At 33.7% G+C, this 18,348-nt stretch carries 12 protein-coding genes; all 12 read right to left on the reverse strand.

All coding sequences use genetic code 11. The features are described from left to right. A partial coding sequence (locus tag HNQ90_RS11045) for an FGGY family carbohydrate kinase (RefSeq protein WP_244962221.1) occupies positions 1-673 on the reverse strand: 673 nt, incomplete at its 3' end. Positions 674-815: 142 nt separating this feature from the next. Continuing rightward, positions 816-1,679: an AraC family transcriptional regulator gene (locus tag HNQ90_RS11050; protein WP_144116254.1), complete on the reverse strand. Its 864-nt coding sequence runs from the start codon at positions 1,677-1,679 to the stop codon at positions 816-818. Positions 1,680-1,718: 39 nt separating this feature from the next. After that, the gene (locus HNQ90_RS11055; protein ID WP_144116253.1) at positions 1,719-4,145 is read right to left on the reverse strand and encodes a glycoside hydrolase family 3 N-terminal domain-containing protein; all 2,427 of its coding nucleotides are present in this window, start codon (positions 4,143-4,145) and stop codon (positions 1,719-1,721) included. Between the two features lie 32 nt (positions 4,146-4,177). Beyond that, a complete protein-coding gene (locus tag HNQ90_RS11060) occupies positions 4,178-4,924 on the reverse strand; it encodes a DUF6250 domain-containing protein (protein WP_144116252.1) in 747 nt (248 codons plus the stop codon). A gap of 11 nt (positions 4,925-4,935) precedes the next feature. After that, a complete protein-coding gene (locus HNQ90_RS11065; protein ID WP_144116251.1) occupies positions 4,936-6,570 on the reverse strand; it encodes a GH39 family glycosyl hydrolase in 1,635 nt (544 codons plus the stop codon). A 31-nt stretch (positions 6,571-6,601) separates the two neighbouring features. Continuing rightward, positions 6,602-8,206: a sialate O-acetylesterase gene (locus HNQ90_RS11070; RefSeq protein WP_144116250.1), complete on the reverse strand. Its 1,605-nt coding sequence runs from the start codon at positions 8,204-8,206 to the stop codon at positions 6,602-6,604. Between the two features lie 352 nt (positions 8,207-8,558). Further along, positions 8,559-9,389 (reverse strand): 3-keto-disaccharide hydrolase, encoded by an 831-nt coding sequence (locus HNQ90_RS11075; protein ID WP_172625858.1) that lies wholly within the window; start codon positions 9,387-9,389, stop codon positions 8,559-8,561. 106 nt (positions 9,390-9,495) lie between these two features. Further along, positions 9,496-10,620, reverse strand: a complete 1,125-nt coding sequence (locus tag HNQ90_RS11080; protein WP_144116248.1) for a T9SS type A sorting domain-containing protein — start codon at positions 10,618-10,620, stop codon at positions 9,496-9,498. 311 nt (positions 10,621-10,931) lie between these two features. Beyond that, positions 10,932-12,017, reverse strand: a complete 1,086-nt coding sequence (locus HNQ90_RS11085) for a leucine-rich repeat protein (protein ID WP_144116247.1) — start codon at positions 12,015-12,017, stop codon at positions 10,932-10,934. Positions 12,018-12,321: 304 nt separating this feature from the next. Next, entirely contained in the window at positions 12,322-14,757 is a 2,436-nt protein-coding gene (locus HNQ90_RS11090) for a leucine-rich repeat domain-containing protein (RefSeq protein ID WP_144116246.1), read from the reverse strand. Positions 14,758-15,040: 283 nt separating this feature from the next. Continuing rightward, complete coding sequence (locus HNQ90_RS11095) at positions 15,041-15,778, reverse strand: carbohydrate-binding protein (protein WP_144116245.1); 738 nt, start codon at positions 15,776-15,778, stop codon at positions 15,041-15,043. A 254-nt stretch (positions 15,779-16,032) separates the two neighbouring features. Further along, a complete protein-coding gene (locus HNQ90_RS11100) occupies positions 16,033-18,336 on the reverse strand; it encodes a carbohydrate-binding protein (RefSeq protein ID WP_144116244.1) in 2,304 nt (767 codons plus the stop codon). Positions 18,337-18,348: the final 12 nt, after the last annotated feature.

The raw sequence follows: 18,348 nt of genomic DNA on the forward strand, positions 1-18,348 counted from the left end.
CTTTTTTATCGACTATAGATTGGATACCAAAAGTTGGCACAATATCTGGCACTAAGGCCTCATTAATACCGTAATGCTCTAACAAAAAATTAGCGGCAGTATCGTTTTTGAAATCCCAAAACATCCCTTCGGATAATCCTGAAATGGTAGTATTTATGGTATCTGAAAATTTATAGGCGATATAATCGCCTGGGAGCATGAATTTATGAATCTTGCTATAAACATCGGGCTCATTATCCTTTACCCATTTTAATTTTGATGCTGTAAAATTTGCTGGAGAATTTAGAAGGTGGGCAGCACATTTATCTTCGCCAATAGCCTTAAAGGCATCGTTACCAATATTAACCGCTCTACTGTCGCACCAAATGATGCTATTACGTAATGGATTTCCGCCTTTATCGACCACTACCAATCCGTGCATTTGATACGAAATACCAATACCATCTATTTGAGTACTAGTTATATTAAATTGCTTTTTTAATGCCTGAATAGCATTGCATATATGCAGCCACCAATCGTTTGGATCTTGTTCTGCCCATCCGTTTTTTACGGCTTGCATACTCATTTCCGTTTTAGGCTCTTGTACAACTCCTAAACTTTTTCCTGTTTCCGAATCGACTAAAGCCGCTTTAATGGAAGAACTTCCTATATCTATTCCTAAATGATAACTCATTTTTTAGTCTCTATAATTAGTTTGGTTGTTTGTTTTTTTTAATTTGTATACAATAATAAAAAAAATAATAGCACTTTTACACCTAAACAAAGCTTAAATTGATATTAATTTAATTATAAATGTAAAAAAAACATTTATTAAATTAATTCTTGTACTCCTTTAAATATGCCGATGGCGTTTTTTTCATGATTAACTTAAACTGTCTATTAAAGTTAGAAATATTATGAAACCCAGATTCGTAGCACACGGCCGCTATATTATACTTATTTTCTAGTAATAGCTTGCAGGCATAGCCTATTCTAATTTCGGCCAAATATCTTGAAAATGTTTTTCGGTTTACGCGTTTAAAAAAACGACTAAAAGCCGAGGTATTCATGTTGGCTACTTTAGCAACATCCTCTAAAGAAATAGACTTATTAAAATTATTAAAAATATAAGCGTGAATAGTATCTAAGGTTTTGTTTTCGCCATTTCGAAGCGTATTAACATAGCCTTGACTTGCCAATAGCTTATACTTTTTATGTTTAGCTAGCTTATTTAAAATATTTAGGAACGCCATGGTTTTATCGAACCCAAAACTTTCTGCCATAGCCTGAATATCTTGAATAAGTTTTTTATCGACGTTTAAAAACTTAATACCAAACCTTGCTCTATCAAAAAGTTCTGAAAGATGAATCATTTCTGGTGTTTCAAAAAAGGTAGCCCCTAAACATTTTCTATCAAAGTGAATTGCAATTGCTTTAGCTACTAGGTTGGCATTTTCTTGAAAATAAGCATCGTCATTTAACCACATATGTGGCAAATTTTTACCTATCAAAACAATTTCGTTTTCTTCAAATTTTTCGACACCATCGCCAACAAAACACGTTCCTTGACTTTTTAGTACTACAACAAGCTCTATTTCTGGATGGTAATGCCAAACCTTTAAAAAGTTAGGATACTCGTTAACTTTAGTACTAAAAGAACTATTATTTAAATTACTTCTATCTAAAAAATGCAGTTTCATAAAAAGGTATCCAAAGCCCGTTTACAGTCTGCAAAAGCTTTAGTTGTAAACGTTTTCTATTTTAAATTGATCGCTAAGTTTAATATCTACTGAAGAACTGCCAACCAAAACTTTAAAATCGCCTGGTTCGACCGTCCAATTCATATTTTTGTCTAAAATAGCTAAATCATCTGGATGTAAGGTAAAATTAACAGTTTTGGTTTCGTTAGGTTTTAAGTGAACACGCTCGAACCCACGTAAAACCGACTCGTATGTGGTTACACTACTCACCATATCTTTTAAATACATTTGCACCACCTCATCGCCAGCTCTTTTACCAGTATTTTTAATTTTAAAAGACACATGAATATCGGCTTGTGGTTTTAAACTTTTTGGAGTTACAACCAAATCACTATACTCAAAAGTTGTATAACTTAACCCATAACCAAATGGATATAAAGGCCCTAAAACCCTTGTATTGCCATAACCATTTGGTCCTGCCCCTGGTTGTCCTGCTTGCGATCCTGGTTTAAACGGAAAGTTTAATGGTATCTGCCCCACTGTTTTAGGAAATGTCACTGATAATTTCCCTCCAGGGTTATAGTCGCCAAATAACGTTTCAGCAATAACCTCGCCTGCTGCCGTACTAGGAAACCAAGCCTCTAGAATTGCAGGTAAAAATTTATTTTCCCAATTTATGGTTAAAGGCTGACCGTTAATAAGTACTAAAACTACAGGTTTCCCTGTTTTATATAAAGCTTGAACCAATTGAAATTGACGTCCCGGAAGCCCTAAACTCGTTCTTGATTTTGTTTCACCAACACGTTTTTCATCTTCGCCTACAACGGCAATAATAATATCGGATTGTTTAGCTTTTTCGACTGCTGCATCAATATCTGCTTGCTCTTTTGCTGATAAATCTGTTGGAATAATTTCGCTCCCTGGCCAATCTGGATCTACAATATCACATCCTTTTACAAAACTAACATTAGCGTTATTACCTGCGTATTTTTTAACACCTTCGAATACAGAAACCGAAGGATTAAAAGCAGGACCATATCGACTATAAGTAAAACTAACCTCGTTAGCCAACGGACCTGTAACCAAGATATTATCTAGGTCTTTAAGATCTAGTGGTAAAAGGTTATTTTCATTTTTAAGAAGCACTAAAGACTCTCTATTTATTTGTTTTGAAAATGCTTCATCTTCTGGAGTATGTACTAATTTATCGGCTTCTTCTGGATGTTCTACATAAGGATTATCAAATAAACCCAACCTGAATTTAACGCGTAACACATCGGCAACTCTAGAATCGATTGTTTTCATTGAAATTTCACCATCACGTATTAATTCTCGTAACGGCTCGATAAAAGATTCTGGTGTTCTAAAGGTTGTACGCACATTCAATCCTGCTTCAATTACTTGCCTTACAGCTTCTTTATAATCTTTAGCAACATGGTGTTTTTCTGAAACATATTCTACAGCCTCACTATCTGATACTACATAGCCATTGAAACCAAATTTTTCGCGAAGTAAATCGGTTAAAAAATAACGACTTGCGGTAATAGGAACCCCATCATAATCATTATAACTACTCATAATTCCCATTGGAGCAGCCTCTTGTATAACCCGCTTAAAAGGGTATAAATGCAGTTGAAACATTTCGCGTGGTGCCACATGGGAATCTGTTCTGGCATCGCCATCGCGTGCGCCTTTAGGAATACTGTATACCGCAAAATGTTTTAAAGTTGAAGCCACACCTTGCGATTGAATACCTAAGGTCATTTGCTTTCCCATTTCGGCAATATGAAATGGTTCTTCGCCATAACACTCTAAAACACGTCCCCAACGTTGGTCGCGTGCTACATCTAAAATTGGCGCATACACGTTGGTGTAGCCTAATGCTTTGGCTTCTCGCCCTACAATTTCTCCAGCTTTTCTAACCAAATCTTTATTCCATGTACTACCAATACCAATGGGCGCTGGTAATGGTGTTGCTTTTTCGTGGCACAAACCATGAACGCCTTCGTTAGTAAAATCTACCGGAATACCTAGTCTTGTTTCTTCAACAAACCATTTTTGAACTATATTAATGGTTTCGGCATGTGTGCTATACGGATAAGCATATTTAGTATGCGTTTTCTCTTGATTCCAAATGGTATTTAAATGCTCGTCGATATTAGCAATACCATCTTTCCAGACTTTATCTTTCCATGCTTTAGTGGGTAACTCATCGGCTAAAACCCTAGAATAACCATACAAAGTAGTAAGCTGGCAGGTTTTTTCATTAACATTCATTAATGACACTAAGTTTTTAACGCGGTCTTCTAGAAGCGCCGTTGGATCTTCAAAAACATCCTTAACATCGTTTTTATTAAAATCAATCCAATCTTTCTTATAAATATCTTTTTTATTTGAATTAAACCCTAACATTAATAGCGGTAAAATACCTAAAACAGATATTCGAATTATTTTATGAAATTTCATTTTCATTAATTTAAGTATGTAAATTGGTTGATTTATTTTTCAATACTATAAACTTTAAAATTATCGACCGTCATATGATTTTTAACCGTTCTTAAACCAAAATACCCAGACGTATAAGGGTCTTTATCTACAAAATCTGCAAACAACACATTGTCTCTGTAATACTGAATTACGCCATTATTAGCTACAATTTTAATTTTATAGGTTTTATTGGCTTCAAGCATAAATTTAGGATCGCTTAAATCGTGATGCGGTAGCAACGGACGTTCTCCATTACCCACGTAACGACGAAAACGTGTTGTTTTATTAAAATTACCACCCACACCCATATAGTATAATTGTAAATCGTCGTAGTTTGAAAATTTACCACCTCGTTTTTCTGAATTAGCAAATAAATTATCTGGATTTTTAGGATCGGTAGCCATCCAAAAGCAGTTTAAATCGGATACTCTATCATTTGCACCACCATCTTGAATAATAAAAACATCGTATTTTATAACAATAGGGCCTTCAAATTTTTCTTTTAACCACACAGTACAGCCTTTTACATCGTCAATTTCAAGTTTACCTTTATTTATTTCGACAGTGCCACCTTCCATTTGCTCGACCTGCCAATTATCTAATCCGTTATCAAAATTCTCTTCAAAAATTAATTTACAATTAACAGATTGTCCTTTAATTTCGATAGCTCGAGCTTTATTGCATGACGTGCATACGAAAAGTGAAAAACAGGTAAATAAAACAAGAGATAAACTGAGGTAATGGTTACGATTTTTCATAGTTATATGTTTTAATTTACTTGTTTGATTAAGACTAAACTCCATGGTGTAATTTCATGCTTAATGGTTAAACTTCCATTTACATCAGCTTTAACATGTTCCGTTTTCATGGTGTTTGCATAGGTTTTCATCACTTTTATTTCTTCTCTTGTTGGTGGTTCTGGTTTCCCCATAGATTCCCAAAAATTATGAATGTTTCCGTGATCTTTATCTAATATTTCTATTTCAAATAAAGTTCCTGCTTTTAATCCTGTGACGGTAAAATCTAAATTCTTAGAAGTACCATTTTCACGCTTATCACTACCAAATGGCACTGCATTTTCGTATTCTTCAGGGTAATTATAAGCTAAAGCCGAAATTTTTCCGGTAGTTTCTTCTTTACTAACAAAAAGGTAATCGTCTTTATATAATTTTTGATTTCCTAATTCATGTAACATTCTATAGGCGTGATATGAAGGCTTTACCAAACCTTGATAATTTATCATACCAAAACCACCATGAAATATGCTTGAAGCACCACCTTTTTCTTCAAAAATATCTGTAAATGTCCAAAAGGCTAAAGAGTTTGTTAAACCAATACAATCTAAATTTGACTTAACTATATAAGCCGCTGCGGGTAAACGATCATGCATAGCATCTCTACTACTTGGGCTTGTATTCCACTCGGTTAAATGGATTTCTACATCTGGAAATGCACTTTTTGCAATGGTTTTATTTAGCCATTCTAAATCTAATTTTAAAGATTTAGCAAAACGTGTTAACCCCTTGCCTTTTCCCGTTTCTGGGTTAAAAGCATAATCTGTAGGATATGGGTGCGTGCTAATAAAATCTACCGGTAATTTTTCTTTTTTACAGTATTTTAGAAAATCTTCAATCCATACGCCATGCCATTCCAATGCATTGATATCCTCGGTATTAAAAACAGCATCAGACGCTTTATCGTTTGTAGTTTCTCCATCAAAACGGGTATCTGGCACAAAGTTACTTGTTGAAGGACCTCCAATTTTTAAACGGCTATCCACAGACTTAACTGCTAAGGCTGATTGTTTATACAGCTCGAAATATTGAGATTTTGTACCATCCCAAAATAAAGGATACAGATTAGGTTCGTTCCAAACCTCAAAATACCAGGTTAGCACTTCTTCCATTCCGTAACGATCAACACAATGTTGTGTAAACGCTTTCACTAAATCGTGCCATTTTTCAAAAGTATCATCGGCTGGAGTAATATTGGCTTTCCACCAAAACACGGTTTTAGAATTTTCGGCAGCCATACTTGTTGGTAAAAAGGCTAATTCTATAAACGGCTTAACATTTAAGTCTAATAATCTATCAAAAACATCGTCGATATATTGCCAATTATAAACGGTTTTTCCGCGTTCTATAATAACCGGAAACATATCATCATGAAACAAACCATGGAACCGCACATACTCAAACCCACAATTTTCTTGTACTTGTTGCATTTGTTCTAACCATCCGGCACGTAAAGCCTCGTTAGCACGACCAGCTCCTACCATTTTACTCCAATAATGATCAAAATTTTCTCCTTTTTGAGTGGCATCAATTTTAATGTTTTTTTGCGCTGAAAGGCCTAATGCACTTCCAAAAATGATTAAGACTATTATTTTTTTTATGATTTTCATTAATTGAAGAATTACTTATATTAAGAATTAATTAATTTTCTGTTGTAAAAACGGCTGCAGGCAATCCTGCCTTATTATAAAGATTTGCATTTACCGGTGTCCCTGTCCAAGCGTAACGTACGTTAACAGGCTTACTAACAGTATCGCTCCAAACCTCTATAGAATTTCCGTTGGTAATTTTAGCTGTTGCAGGTTTCCAGTCTCCGTTTATATCTTGAATTTCGAAAGCACCTATAGGTTGGTTAACCATTACCGCATCGTCTAACAAGTGTTTATTTGCTACCATTAATCCTGACTCTGCTTCAGAAAACGTTACTATTATTTTATTTCCGTTTATGGAATACGCTTTATATAATGGACCGCTAACAGCATCGATATTAATATTATAATCGTTTTTTAATGCCCAAAATGCTAAACGTTTTCCGGCATCCATTTTATTATGCGGATGAATGTCTTTAGCCTCACCAATATCATGTAGTACCGCCATTCCCGTATTTGGTACTTTTAATGTACGACGTAGGTGATCGTTAACCACTGCCCAACCTGCATCAGCCTCCTCGTTAGCTCTCTTGCAAGACGCTAATTGTGCATAATAAAAAGGGAAATTACCTTGTTGCCAATCGGCTCTCCAATTATTTATCATGGCCGTTAAATAGTATTCGTATTCTTCTGGATTAAAAACGGCATTACTTTCGCCTTGATACCAAATAGCACCTTTAATTCTATAAGGCAAAATACTTGAAATCATTCCGTTATGAAGCGTTGCTGGTAACTGCATATCTTGAGTTGGGTGTTTTTCCGGTTTTGGTTTTTTCCCCTTTTGTCCTTTTTTGTTCCATTTAGCTAAGGCTTTTTCATAAGCTTTATCTACATAGCCTTCGGCATCCATTATATCTATTTTAGCCTTGGTTTCTGAACGACTAGCCTCAAAATAATCCTTTAAGTTCTTATCAACTAAATAAGCCTCTTCCGAAATCCATGGCTGCACGCGCGTTCCTCCCCAAGAACACTCCAACAAACCAATTGGCACATTTACATGTTTACGCAATTCTTTAGCAAAAAAGTAACCTGTTGCTGTTATTTTTCCAATATCTTCTGGATTAACGGAACGCCAAGTGTCTTCAAAATTTAGTTGTTTTTTAAAAAGCGATGTAGTTTGTGGTACTTCTATATGGCGAATCCAATCATCTTTTGCTGTAGCTACTTCATTTCGAATATATTCTACTAATGGCTGATATTGTGCTTCTCTGGCATTATTTACAAACTTAGACATGGCAAAATCCATATTAGACTGTCCTGTACATAACCAAACATCGCCAGATAACACATTATTTATTACAATTTTGTTTTTTGAACGCACCGTGATTTGATGCGGACCACCAGCTTCCGGTGTTTTAATATCGGCGCGCCAATTCCCTTCTAGGTTAGTAATTACTTTTGCCGATGCACCCCAACTTGTTTCTATAGTAATTATCTCGTTAGAATCTGCCCAACCCCAAATAGGTACTACAGCATCTCGCTGAATAACCATACCATCTGTAAATAATGCATTTACTGATACGTTAGCAAAAATTAGTAATGGTAAAATAGCTGTTATTAAAAACGCTAAAATTGTTTTTACTTTGATTGATTTCATAAATACCTGAAATATGTTATGTTTAAATTTAAAAAGGAATTATTTACTTAATGCAAGTTGATAAAAATTATAGTTTTTACTTATAACTAATTATCCATTGTGTATAAATAATGGTTCATTTAAGTGAATTTTGGGCTTATAAGCTGTTGTTTTTACAATTTATGTACAACCATACTACGGAAGACTATTTTAAATTAGAACCTTTTTTAAAATATCCTGAAGCTATATTAAGTTTCATTTTATAACGCCCCAATAAAATCTTTTTAATGCATTTATTCTATTCGAATTAAATATTTTTTAAAGATTGTATTTGCATTTACCGAAAACTAGAAGCACTAATTATAAGCTCCTTTTAGTTTTTTAAAAACTCCTCTATTGGTAAACTCTCACTAAACTCTTTAATTTTAATATTCTTATAATATATTTCGGCTGTTTCAGATTGAAAACCAATAATACCTTCGCTTGGATTTAAATTAAAGGCCACATTAACCACCTCGCCATTTAGCTTATGAATGGTGTATTTATCGCCCATTACTATAATTTCGCATTGGTTCCATTTATTATTTAAAGCATTATAATTTTTAGTAGGTGATGCAAAATGCAACCAATTTTTACTTTCATCTAGCTTTCCGCCTTCGTTTGGATGTAAATACGTATCCCCTTCTGGAACGGCATACCAATCGTATTCCACATCTTTAGGGCGAATTAAATCGCCGGTATGGTTACGGTTTTTAGTATGGTCGTAACGCACTTGATATTCAATACCTGTAGGCCATATTTTATCGTCCACTATATGATAATAAACGCCTGCATCATATTGCCACCGTTTAAAGTTATTGGCTATTTTCTTGCCCCATTTATACTGAAATTTTAAAATATACTTACTGTATTTTTTATTGGTATAGAAAAGGCCGTGAGTCCCATTTTCACCTGTTTCTAAATCTAGACTATCGGGAAAATTTTTATAGACATGCACTTTTTTATTGTGAATAGCATATACTTTTTTGGCCATAGCCTCATCGCCATTTCGTAACTTAAGATGCCATCCATCCCAATTTTTTCCATTAAAAATTTTTACAAAGCCCTTATTGCCTGTCTTCTTATTTTGCGATTGCGCAATACTTGACAGTAAACTAAACACAACAACAAAAACTGTTAATAGATTGAATTTAAGATATTTCATTTTGTACATTATGAATTTAAAATTACTACGATTTATTATTTAAAAAAAAACAGCACCAAAATAATATTGGCACTGTTTCTTCTAATTTTATAAAGTCTTAAAGCGATTATTGCTTAACTATACGCTGTGTAAACTGACCTGCATCTGTTTTTACTTTAAACAAATACATACCTGCACTTAAGTTAGAAATATTAATTTCTGATAAATTAGTATTTACATTTCTGTTTAAAAGCGATCTACCGTTTAAATCGAAAACAGAAACCTCAGCATTCACAGCTTGTACATTTTTAATAGACACTACTCCACTTGTTGGGTTTGGGTAAACAGAAAAACCTAAAGCTTTAGCATCAACTGTTTTTACGCTTAATGCTGGCATTGTACCTTCAATAATGTTAGCAGAAGGAAATTTACCCCATGAAGGATGTGTTTCGTAAGCAGATTTTGAACCTACTGGCACATATATTTTAACTGTAGTATCATTAAAATCATCACCTTCCACACCATTTGGAAGCCATTCCATTCTAAAAAATTTAGAATCGTTAGCAAAAGTAACATTTGCAAGTTGTGTAGCATCCCAATTAAGTTGTACTTGCTCTAAAATATTTGCACCGCCAGTATCCCCTAAAAATAATGTACCTACACTCACAACTGAACTAGGAACATTAAATTCCTTAACACCATCCATATTATAAAGCCCACCGTTTCCAATAGTTTCAACAACAGGAATATTTAAACCTGTAATACCAGGACAATCAAAAAACGCATAATTATCAAGATCGGTACAAGCAGATAAATCGATAACACCCGTTAAACCTTTACATAACACAAAAGCATTACTTCCCATATCTACAATGTTCTCCAAATTAATTGTAGTTAAATTAGGGTTATCTCTAAAGACGTGTGCATCTAATTTTGTCACTGAAGCTGGTAAACTTACCGTTTCTACGGCGGCATTATCTTCATTTCCCGCTCCTTTATTATTAGCTGTATTTACACTAAAAGCACCTACTCCAATACCTGTAACAGTATAAGGAATAAAACCATCCATAGTAGATCCTGGTATTACTACATTTGTTTCTGGAACTATCATTGAATGCAGATCTACATAACCATTAGTTGCATCTGTAATGGTATAATTAAAGGTTCCATCATTAAAATCAATTGCCGGTTTTTGTGCGCTAATGGTTGCTGTTACCATTAAGGCGAATAAAAATTGTAATGTTTTTTTCATAATAAAAAATATTTTAGTTATTTATATTTAGTTACTGCTAAATTGTTAAAATATTCACAATTAACTTTTAAATTAATACCCAATTGATATAACAATATGCCCAATTCCACCTAAATTAATGACTTACAATACATGAACCACATGATTATGAGAGCTTTAACTTACTTATTTAGACTTAAATAATTCTCTCTAGAATAATAGATTAAGCAATTATTAGACGTGTAAACCTTCAGTAATTTAAATTTTAAAGCAAAAAAAAAAAGCCGTTTCAATTTAAATTGAAACGGCTTTTAATAGCGATTAAAATCTCATTAATTTTTTAACACCCGTTTTACTAATTGCCCATTACTAGTTTCAACTTTAAAAACATATACACCTGCAGCGTAGTTTGAAATATCTATGCGTGAATTAGCCGTTTTTAATAAAGACCTACCGTTAATATCGTAAACTGTAACTTTTAGGTTTGTATTATTATTTTTAATATTAACTATTCCGCTAGTTGGATTTGGATATAGTTTTAAACTTAAGGCTTGCTCTAGCTTGTTTGTGCTTAAAGTTACTGTTCCATCAGTTATTGTACCAAAATCTTCCCATATGGCTGCTGCTGCATAGTCCCCTGTTTTCCCAGCTGGAACGATTAATGTTGCATCCCCTAAAACAACTCCAGTAAAAGCATTTGCACCTACAGTAGCTGGGACTGGATTATTAACTTGAACACTATTTAACGCTCCACAGTTTATAAATGCACTAGCACCGATTGAAGTTACACTACTCTGTATAACTACAGAATTAAGTAAAGAACAATCTCTAAAAGTTTGAGATGGTAATTCTGTTATTGATGTAGATGCAGATAAATCTGCTGTTAATATACCTGAGTTTCTAAATACACTTGTTCCTAAAGTAGTTAATGTACTGGGCGTAGTTACTGCTGTAATATTTGCACTACCGTTAAACCCACCATTCCCTATTGATTCTGCAGAACTTATAATGCTAGTTATATCTCCTGAAATATTACTTAAAATAAAACCTCTATTGTCAATAGTTATAATACCATTAGTGGTTGTAAAGGTAACGGTTTCCACTACACTATTCCTAAATGGTGAGTTACCAATAGATGTAACAGTACTAGGTAATTCAAGAGATGTTAAGGTAGTATTAGGATTAAAAGCTTCATCTCCAACTCTTGTAACTGAACATGGAGTACTTCCTATTGGTTCATTTACAGAACTAGGTACAATTGCAGTTACTAAAGAACTTCCTATAACCTCCACCTCAAAAGGGGAATCATTTGTTATTTTATAATCAATGTCTGAGTCTGTAAACGTGTCCCCAATTCCTTGCGCACCTGCTAAAGTTACAGTTAAAAATGTAATAAATAATAGTAATGATTTTTTCATAATAAAGAATATTTTAGTTATTAATATTTAGTTAGCTCTAAGTTGTTAAAATTTTAACAATTAACCTTTAAATTATAGCCCAAATGCTATAAATTTAAGCACACCATGCTTTAATAAGCTGTAAATCACAGTGCTTTGTAGGTGTTAATTTACGGATTACACCTTAAAAAACTTAATTGCCGTGGTTAGACATGAAAGCTATAATCTTAAATTATTAGCATGAATTAGAACTTTAAAAAGCCGTTTCATTTAAAAATGAAACGGCTTTTTTTTTAAGTATAAGAAACTTATATTTTATAATAAACTATTGCTTGACAATACGTTTTACAAATTGGCTATTTTCAACTTGGATTTTAAATAGATAGACGCCCGAAGCTAGGTTAGACAAATTAATTTCAGACAAGGTATTGTTTAAAGACTTACTTAATAATGCTCTACCATTTAAATCGTAAACGGTAACAGCAGCCTCCATAACTTGGCTATTATTAATTGAAACCGTACTACTTGTTGGATTAGGAAAAACACTAAAGCCTAATTCTTTTTCTAGGCTATTCACACTTAAAGTACCTTCTTGTATATTAAAATCGGTCCAAACAGCGGCTGCTTCGTAATAATTGGCAGTACCTGTTGGCACTAATAAGTTTATATCGCTTAACGTTAAACCACTAAACAAATTACCTACGGTAGCATCTGCAATATCTCCCGGTGTTCCCCAGTTTACCTGCATATCTGTTATGCCTGTGCACCCTCTAAAAGCGGCAACGCCCATAGTGGTTATGGTACTAGGAATATTAATAGTGGTTATTGATTTACAATCTCTTAGCATTTGGCCTGGTATTACTGTCCATTCAATAGGAATAGTAAATTCTGTTAACCCTGTACCTCTAAGCGATCCAAGACCTAAAGTTAAACTTCCTGGAACAATTACCGACGTAATTGAACTACAGTTAATAAACGTATAACTACCTGTACTAACCGTATTTGTAAAATCTAATGGTGCTAATGCTAATGAAGAACAACTATTAAAACTATGGTCTCCGTAAGTTATTATATTATCAAGATTTATAGTTGTTAACCCCGTACAGCTATGAAAAGCATTGTTTCCTATAGCTACTACTGTACTAGGAAGCGTTACATTTGTAATTCCGGTTTCATCTTGAAAAGCACCAGCACCAACAGCCACAACACTAAATGACATTGAACCATTATCAGCTTGCTCTGGAATTACAGCATTTGCTGTTTCTTGCCCTGAAACAAATCCTGTAACTTCACATTCATTAGGGCTAGTACCTAATACGCTATATGTATACGTACCATCATCAAAAGTTAAATCTTCTACACCTACACACGAATCAGTGATAACCGTATTTCCTGAACCATTATCCGTAACTGGCCCTGTGGTATTAATAATACTTGAACTTGTTAACGAATTTATTTCAATTGGCATTTCTGTACAATTATTTAAAGTAATACCAGATGTAGACGTTGTTCCTAACGGAGAGAAAGGATTAGCTCCAGACGGTCTAGTAGTACCAACTAAAATAGAATGAACTTGCGGTCTAACAACATCATCAAATTTTGTGAGTGTCACATTATGGTTATTTCCTCCAATAGTAGCAATGGCATGTAATGTTGTTGTAGCCACGTTAGGTATTAAAGCTAACTCTACGTTAGATGCTCCACCATTAAGATACAGTAATGGACCGTTAACAGCATCACCTCTACTGTTCTCAATAGTTACTTCTTCAACTTGATAACCAGCTTCACAGCCTGTAGCCTCACAATTTTGCATCAATACATCGCCGCCATATCTTGTAAAAGCAAAGCCGGAACGGGTATTTTTAGCAACGCAATTTATTAAGGTAATTGCACCAGTGGTATGACCATCAACACCACCAGCACCGTATGAACGATAACCAACTTCACTTAACGATTTGGTATACCCAGGAGTAATTACCTTATCTCCATTATAATTAGCATAAACTGCAGCAAAATCTCTATCAAAAGCAGGACCTGAAGTTTCTGCTAGCATATCATTGGTTGTTCTTGTTACAGCTTCTGCATGACAATCTTGAAAAAGTACATTTCTTCCGCCTTGAATAAAAAATAAATGCCCAAATGCTTGAGAATATATCGAACAACGAATAATATTAATATTTAGCCCTTCAACTAACAACCCACTATGCTTACGTAGGTTCACTAAATTACCATCGCCTTTACCAAGAAGATCGCCATAGCCATAAGGATAAGATCCGTTTACATTTAAAGTAACATCCTCCATGGTATTATTTTCTCCAGCAATTGTTACAGATTGCATTCCTGGACTAGAAGGTGCAGAGTTTCCAATATCGGTAACTGTTAAACCTTTTATATTAACAAAGTTTCCTGTTACATAAAACTCGATAATACGAGTACCATAATCATTTAATAACTCTGAATTTATTTCAATAGTTACTCCTGTTAAATCGAAAGTGTTATTACTTCCACTAAATTCAATCATCGCATGCCTATTATTTGCATCGGGTGTGGTAGCTGCAATCACAGCTGGTGTTAAGTAATCTTCCATTTGATAAACACCAGGTGTCATAACTACCGATTGATTTGATAGAGCTGCAAAACTTGCTAACTCCGCTACACTTGAAATTGTTACTTGTGCCGACACCCTAAAAAGAAATAAAAGTGAAAATGCACAAAATAAAAAACAGTGTTTCCTTTTTAAAAATTGTTGTTTTACTACCATATACTTAGAGTTTAATTTTTTTTGATTTTTTTTATTAGTTATAGTTCTATTTCGATATTATTTAGCAGAATAAATCTTGATGTCATTTTATGTAAAATTAATACACTAAACCAACAAACCTTATAAATTATAGGCCTATGTTTTTAAATTATAGACCTTTTGATTATTGAAAGTACACCGGCCCTTTTCGTTAAACAAAAAAAACAGCACCAAGAATTTTCTTGATACTGTTAATTTAATTACTGTATTTTTAGCTTGTAAAGCTATAATAATAAGGCTTTTATTATTCTTTAATAAACTTAAAAGTTGAGTTTTTAGTTCCTTCTAAATTCATTAAGTACACCCCTTTAGATAAATCACTTACATTAAGCTCTACTTTTCTTACGCCAGATTGTATAACTTCTTTTTTAATTACTTTTCCAGTAACATCTAAAATGGTGTATTGCCTGTAATCTGCAGTAGGCATTGCAATGGTAAGTGCTTCATTTACCGGATTAGGATAATAACCAATTTTACCTTCTTTAATTTTATCAGCAACAGATAAGGATGCTGCGTCTTTTAAAGTAAACAGGTCTATGTTAAATTGGCCTCCGAACGTAAATACAAAATACACGGTTTGACTTCCTGTTACCGATTGACTTAACATTCCATTTTCAGTTTCAACATAATTCTGCCATCCTGTTTTTCCATTAGCCGTAACACTAGCTATTGCTGTTCCTGGCACCCCTGTACCGTTTACGCCATCATCTAAGTGCATTGTAACTGTTTGATCACCTGTTTTGTTACTAGCTAAATGAGCAGAAAAAGCAACAATATTTGTTAAATCTACATTATCATACCTAGCCCAATCCCCACTTGCTATAAAGCCTATATTTTTTGCTTCATTATCTTCTATTGTTATATTAGCTCCATGAAGCTCACTATTGTCTTCTGATTGAAGAATAATTGATTGTGCGAATGCACCAGAGAATAATGCTGTTGTTGAAAGAACAGCTGTAAAAAGTAAAGTTTTAATTTTCATTTTTATTGGATTTTAGTTAATAATTAATATTTATAATAAAACACTAAGTCTATTACATGTTGTTATTTTGTGTAGTTTTATGCTAATAGTTTTTAAAAAGCATTCGTTTCTTTATTAAAGCTTAACAAATTGATATTGTGAACTAACTATAAATTAATTCTTATTAAAATCAATTATATTAAAGACCTTTGCAAATTAGTTTATACAAAGAATACATTTTATAAATTATAGTTCTTTTCTTATAAAATATAATCCTATTCCTTTACCAACTTAAACGTTTTAGTTATTTGATTACCTTTTAATGTAATTAGATAAAGACCTTTTGAAAAATGGCTTAAATCAATATTCAGTTTTTGCATATCATTTGTAATAATGCCTTGCTTATTAACCCGTCCACTAATATCAAAAATGGTATATTGACTGAATTTCGAAATTGGCATAAGCACCGTTAAATTATTTGATACAGGATTTGGGTAAAGTTGTATCTCATTATTTTTATTAAACGATTCTTGAGAAAGTGACTCAACCTCTTTTAATACTAATTGGATCCAGTTAATATTCCACCCGCCAGAAAGCGCATTTAAACGAATAGTATGACTTCCTGATGACAAGGACAACGTGGTACTTAATGTAGTATACGCTTGCCATCCTCCAGTTGGAGAAATACCAGTTGTACCTTGAGTTTCACCATCAACTAGAACCTCTACAGAACCGCCTCCATTTTTGCTTGCCACACGATAATTTAAAGTAAAGATGCCAGAATTAGCAATATCAACTTGATATTCCATCCAATCTCCTGGATCGATATACCCAACATTTAAACCGCCATCTACATCACCTGTGGTTTCAGTTCTTATTCCATTCATTGCAGTATAATCTTCAGCCTGAATTAAATTAGTCTCTTCGGGGTCTGCTTTTACTAGTGAAACTGTAAAATTGTTTAGTTTGAAAGCATCGTCTTCACCATTAAATAGAACCTTTAAAACTTGTACTCCTTTAGATAGTCTAACACCGCTTATAACATTAAAATCTTGCCAATCTGTTAGTCCTGTAGAATTTGGAGCACCAAAAGGAACTGATACATTTGATGTAAGATCTTCACCATCTAAATTAAACTTTATAGCTCCATTACTATTATCAGCAGCATAATTTATATCTATACTATATATACCATTTGTTGATACATTAACCGTATATAATAACCATTCTCCATTTTTTATACTTGTAATGTTATAGTCGCCTCCGGTTAAGGATTCAATATCTACGTTTTCATCAGTACGATATTGACCACCTTCATTAAAATTTGTATGGTCATTGTATGTTTTATCTTGACCATTTAAAACCAAATAATCGAAATTCTCTGCTTCTATAGTCATAGGTAATTCATTCATATTATACGTAGGTAAACCATTGGAATCAAATCCACTTATAGGATCGCCTGGGTTTTCATCTATAACAAAGGCCATTGTTCCCATACCAGGGTGCGAAGTGTTTGTGAATTCTGGCGCATAACCAGATGATGCCACTACTTCTGCTGTATAAGGGTGATCTTTTCCTGTTAATTTAAAAAGCTTAGCAGCCATATAATAAATGGGTGAAAAATCGCCTCTACCATCATCACTAATACCGTTAGTCCATGCATTATTGTTACACGGATTTGGTATATTTGATGTCCAAGAAACATCATAATCAAGGTTATATTTAGCGGTATACTCCATTCCCGCAACAATTCTGTCATTTGAATAACTGACCAAATCTACACCTTGATTCCAAGCAATTAGAGCTGGTTCTACCAAATGAGCAATACCTCCTTGAGTATGAACCTGATCTCTTCCACTTTCATAACATTGCCCATCTTCATTTATAATATATTGTGTAACTCCTGCACATCCATCGTTGGTATCTGTAAAACCAAACTTATAGGCATCAATGGCATCATTAAACATGGTGGTATTATCACAAAAAATTGCTAATGACATATTCCCCGAAACACACGAAGTACCCCAATTTAATGAACGATTTGGCCCTGTACTAGTAATTGGATAGACTATATTTTGGAACCAATCTTGTGCGTTTTTAATATTTATTGCCGACCAATTTGCTTCTCCATTAAATCCCCATGCAAGAATTTCTGCTGCATTTGCCATATGACCAGAAGCCACACTAAGCGTTAAGGTTTCGCTCTCCACGTTAAAATTTTGAACAGTATTTACCCAATCATCAATAATAGCTTTTGCTGTATTTGCATACGCTATATCACCGGATGCCACCCATTTCATAGTCAATACATACGCTGCATGTCCTTGTTTAGATAAAGCTGTTTTATCAGTTATGGTAGGAGATACAGTTGCTGTATAATCTACACCAGCATGAATATCCTTAATTGCATTCCAACCAGATATCCATGGTTCTTCACCCGCAGCGACTTTAGTTCTAATAAGCTTTAAATCTTCATCTAAAAACCAACCTCCTGGATGCGTTAATTGCGCAAAAGAATTAGTTACATTAAGAAGTAAGACAAGTATAAAAACAAGTCTGATTTTAATAATTTTTGTCATTATTTATATTCT

This window comes from Algibacter amylolyticus (assembly GCF_014202225.1).
Classification (GTDB): Bacteria; Bacteroidota; Bacteroidia; order Flavobacteriales; family Flavobacteriaceae; genus Algibacter_B; species Algibacter_B amylolyticus.

Bases quoted from the DNA above. Each gene is read 5' to 3' on its own strand.
- HNQ90_RS11050 (WP_144116254.1), bottom strand. From the start codon at position 1,679: ATGAAACTGCATTTTTTAGATAGAAGTAATTTAAATAATAGTTCTTTT.
- HNQ90_RS11055 (WP_144116253.1), bottom strand. From the start codon at position 4,145: ATGAAATTTCATAAAATAATTCGAATATCTGTTTTAGGTATTTTACCG.
- HNQ90_RS11060 (WP_144116252.1), bottom strand. From the start codon at position 4,924: ATGAAAAATCGTAACCATTACCTCAGTTTATCTCTTGTTTTATTTACC.
- HNQ90_RS11065 (WP_144116251.1), bottom strand. From the start codon at position 6,570: ATGAAAATCATAAAAAAAATAATAGTCTTAATCATTTTTGGAAGTGCA.
- HNQ90_RS11070 (WP_144116250.1), bottom strand. From the start codon at position 8,206: ATGAAATCAATCAAAGTAAAAACAATTTTAGCGTTTTTAATAACAGCT.
- HNQ90_RS11075 (WP_172625858.1), bottom strand. From the start codon at position 9,389: ATGAAATATCTTAAATTCAATCTATTAACAGTTTTTGTTGTTGTGTTT.
- HNQ90_RS11080 (WP_144116248.1), bottom strand. From the start codon at position 10,620: ATGAAAAAAACATTACAATTTTTATTCGCCTTAATGGTAACAGCAACC.
- HNQ90_RS11085 (WP_144116247.1), bottom strand. From the start codon at position 12,017: ATGAAAAAATCATTACTATTATTTATTACATTTTTAACTGTAACTTTA.
- HNQ90_RS11090 (WP_144116246.1), bottom strand. From the start codon at position 14,757: ATGGTAGTAAAACAACAATTTTTAAAAAGGAAACACTGTTTTTTATTT.
- HNQ90_RS11095 (WP_144116245.1), bottom strand. From the start codon at position 15,778: ATGAAAATTAAAACTTTACTTTTTACAGCTGTTCTTTCAACAACAGCA.
- HNQ90_RS11100 (WP_144116244.1), bottom strand. From the start codon at position 18,336: ATGACAAAAATTATTAAAATCAGACTTGTTTTTATACTTGTCTTACTT.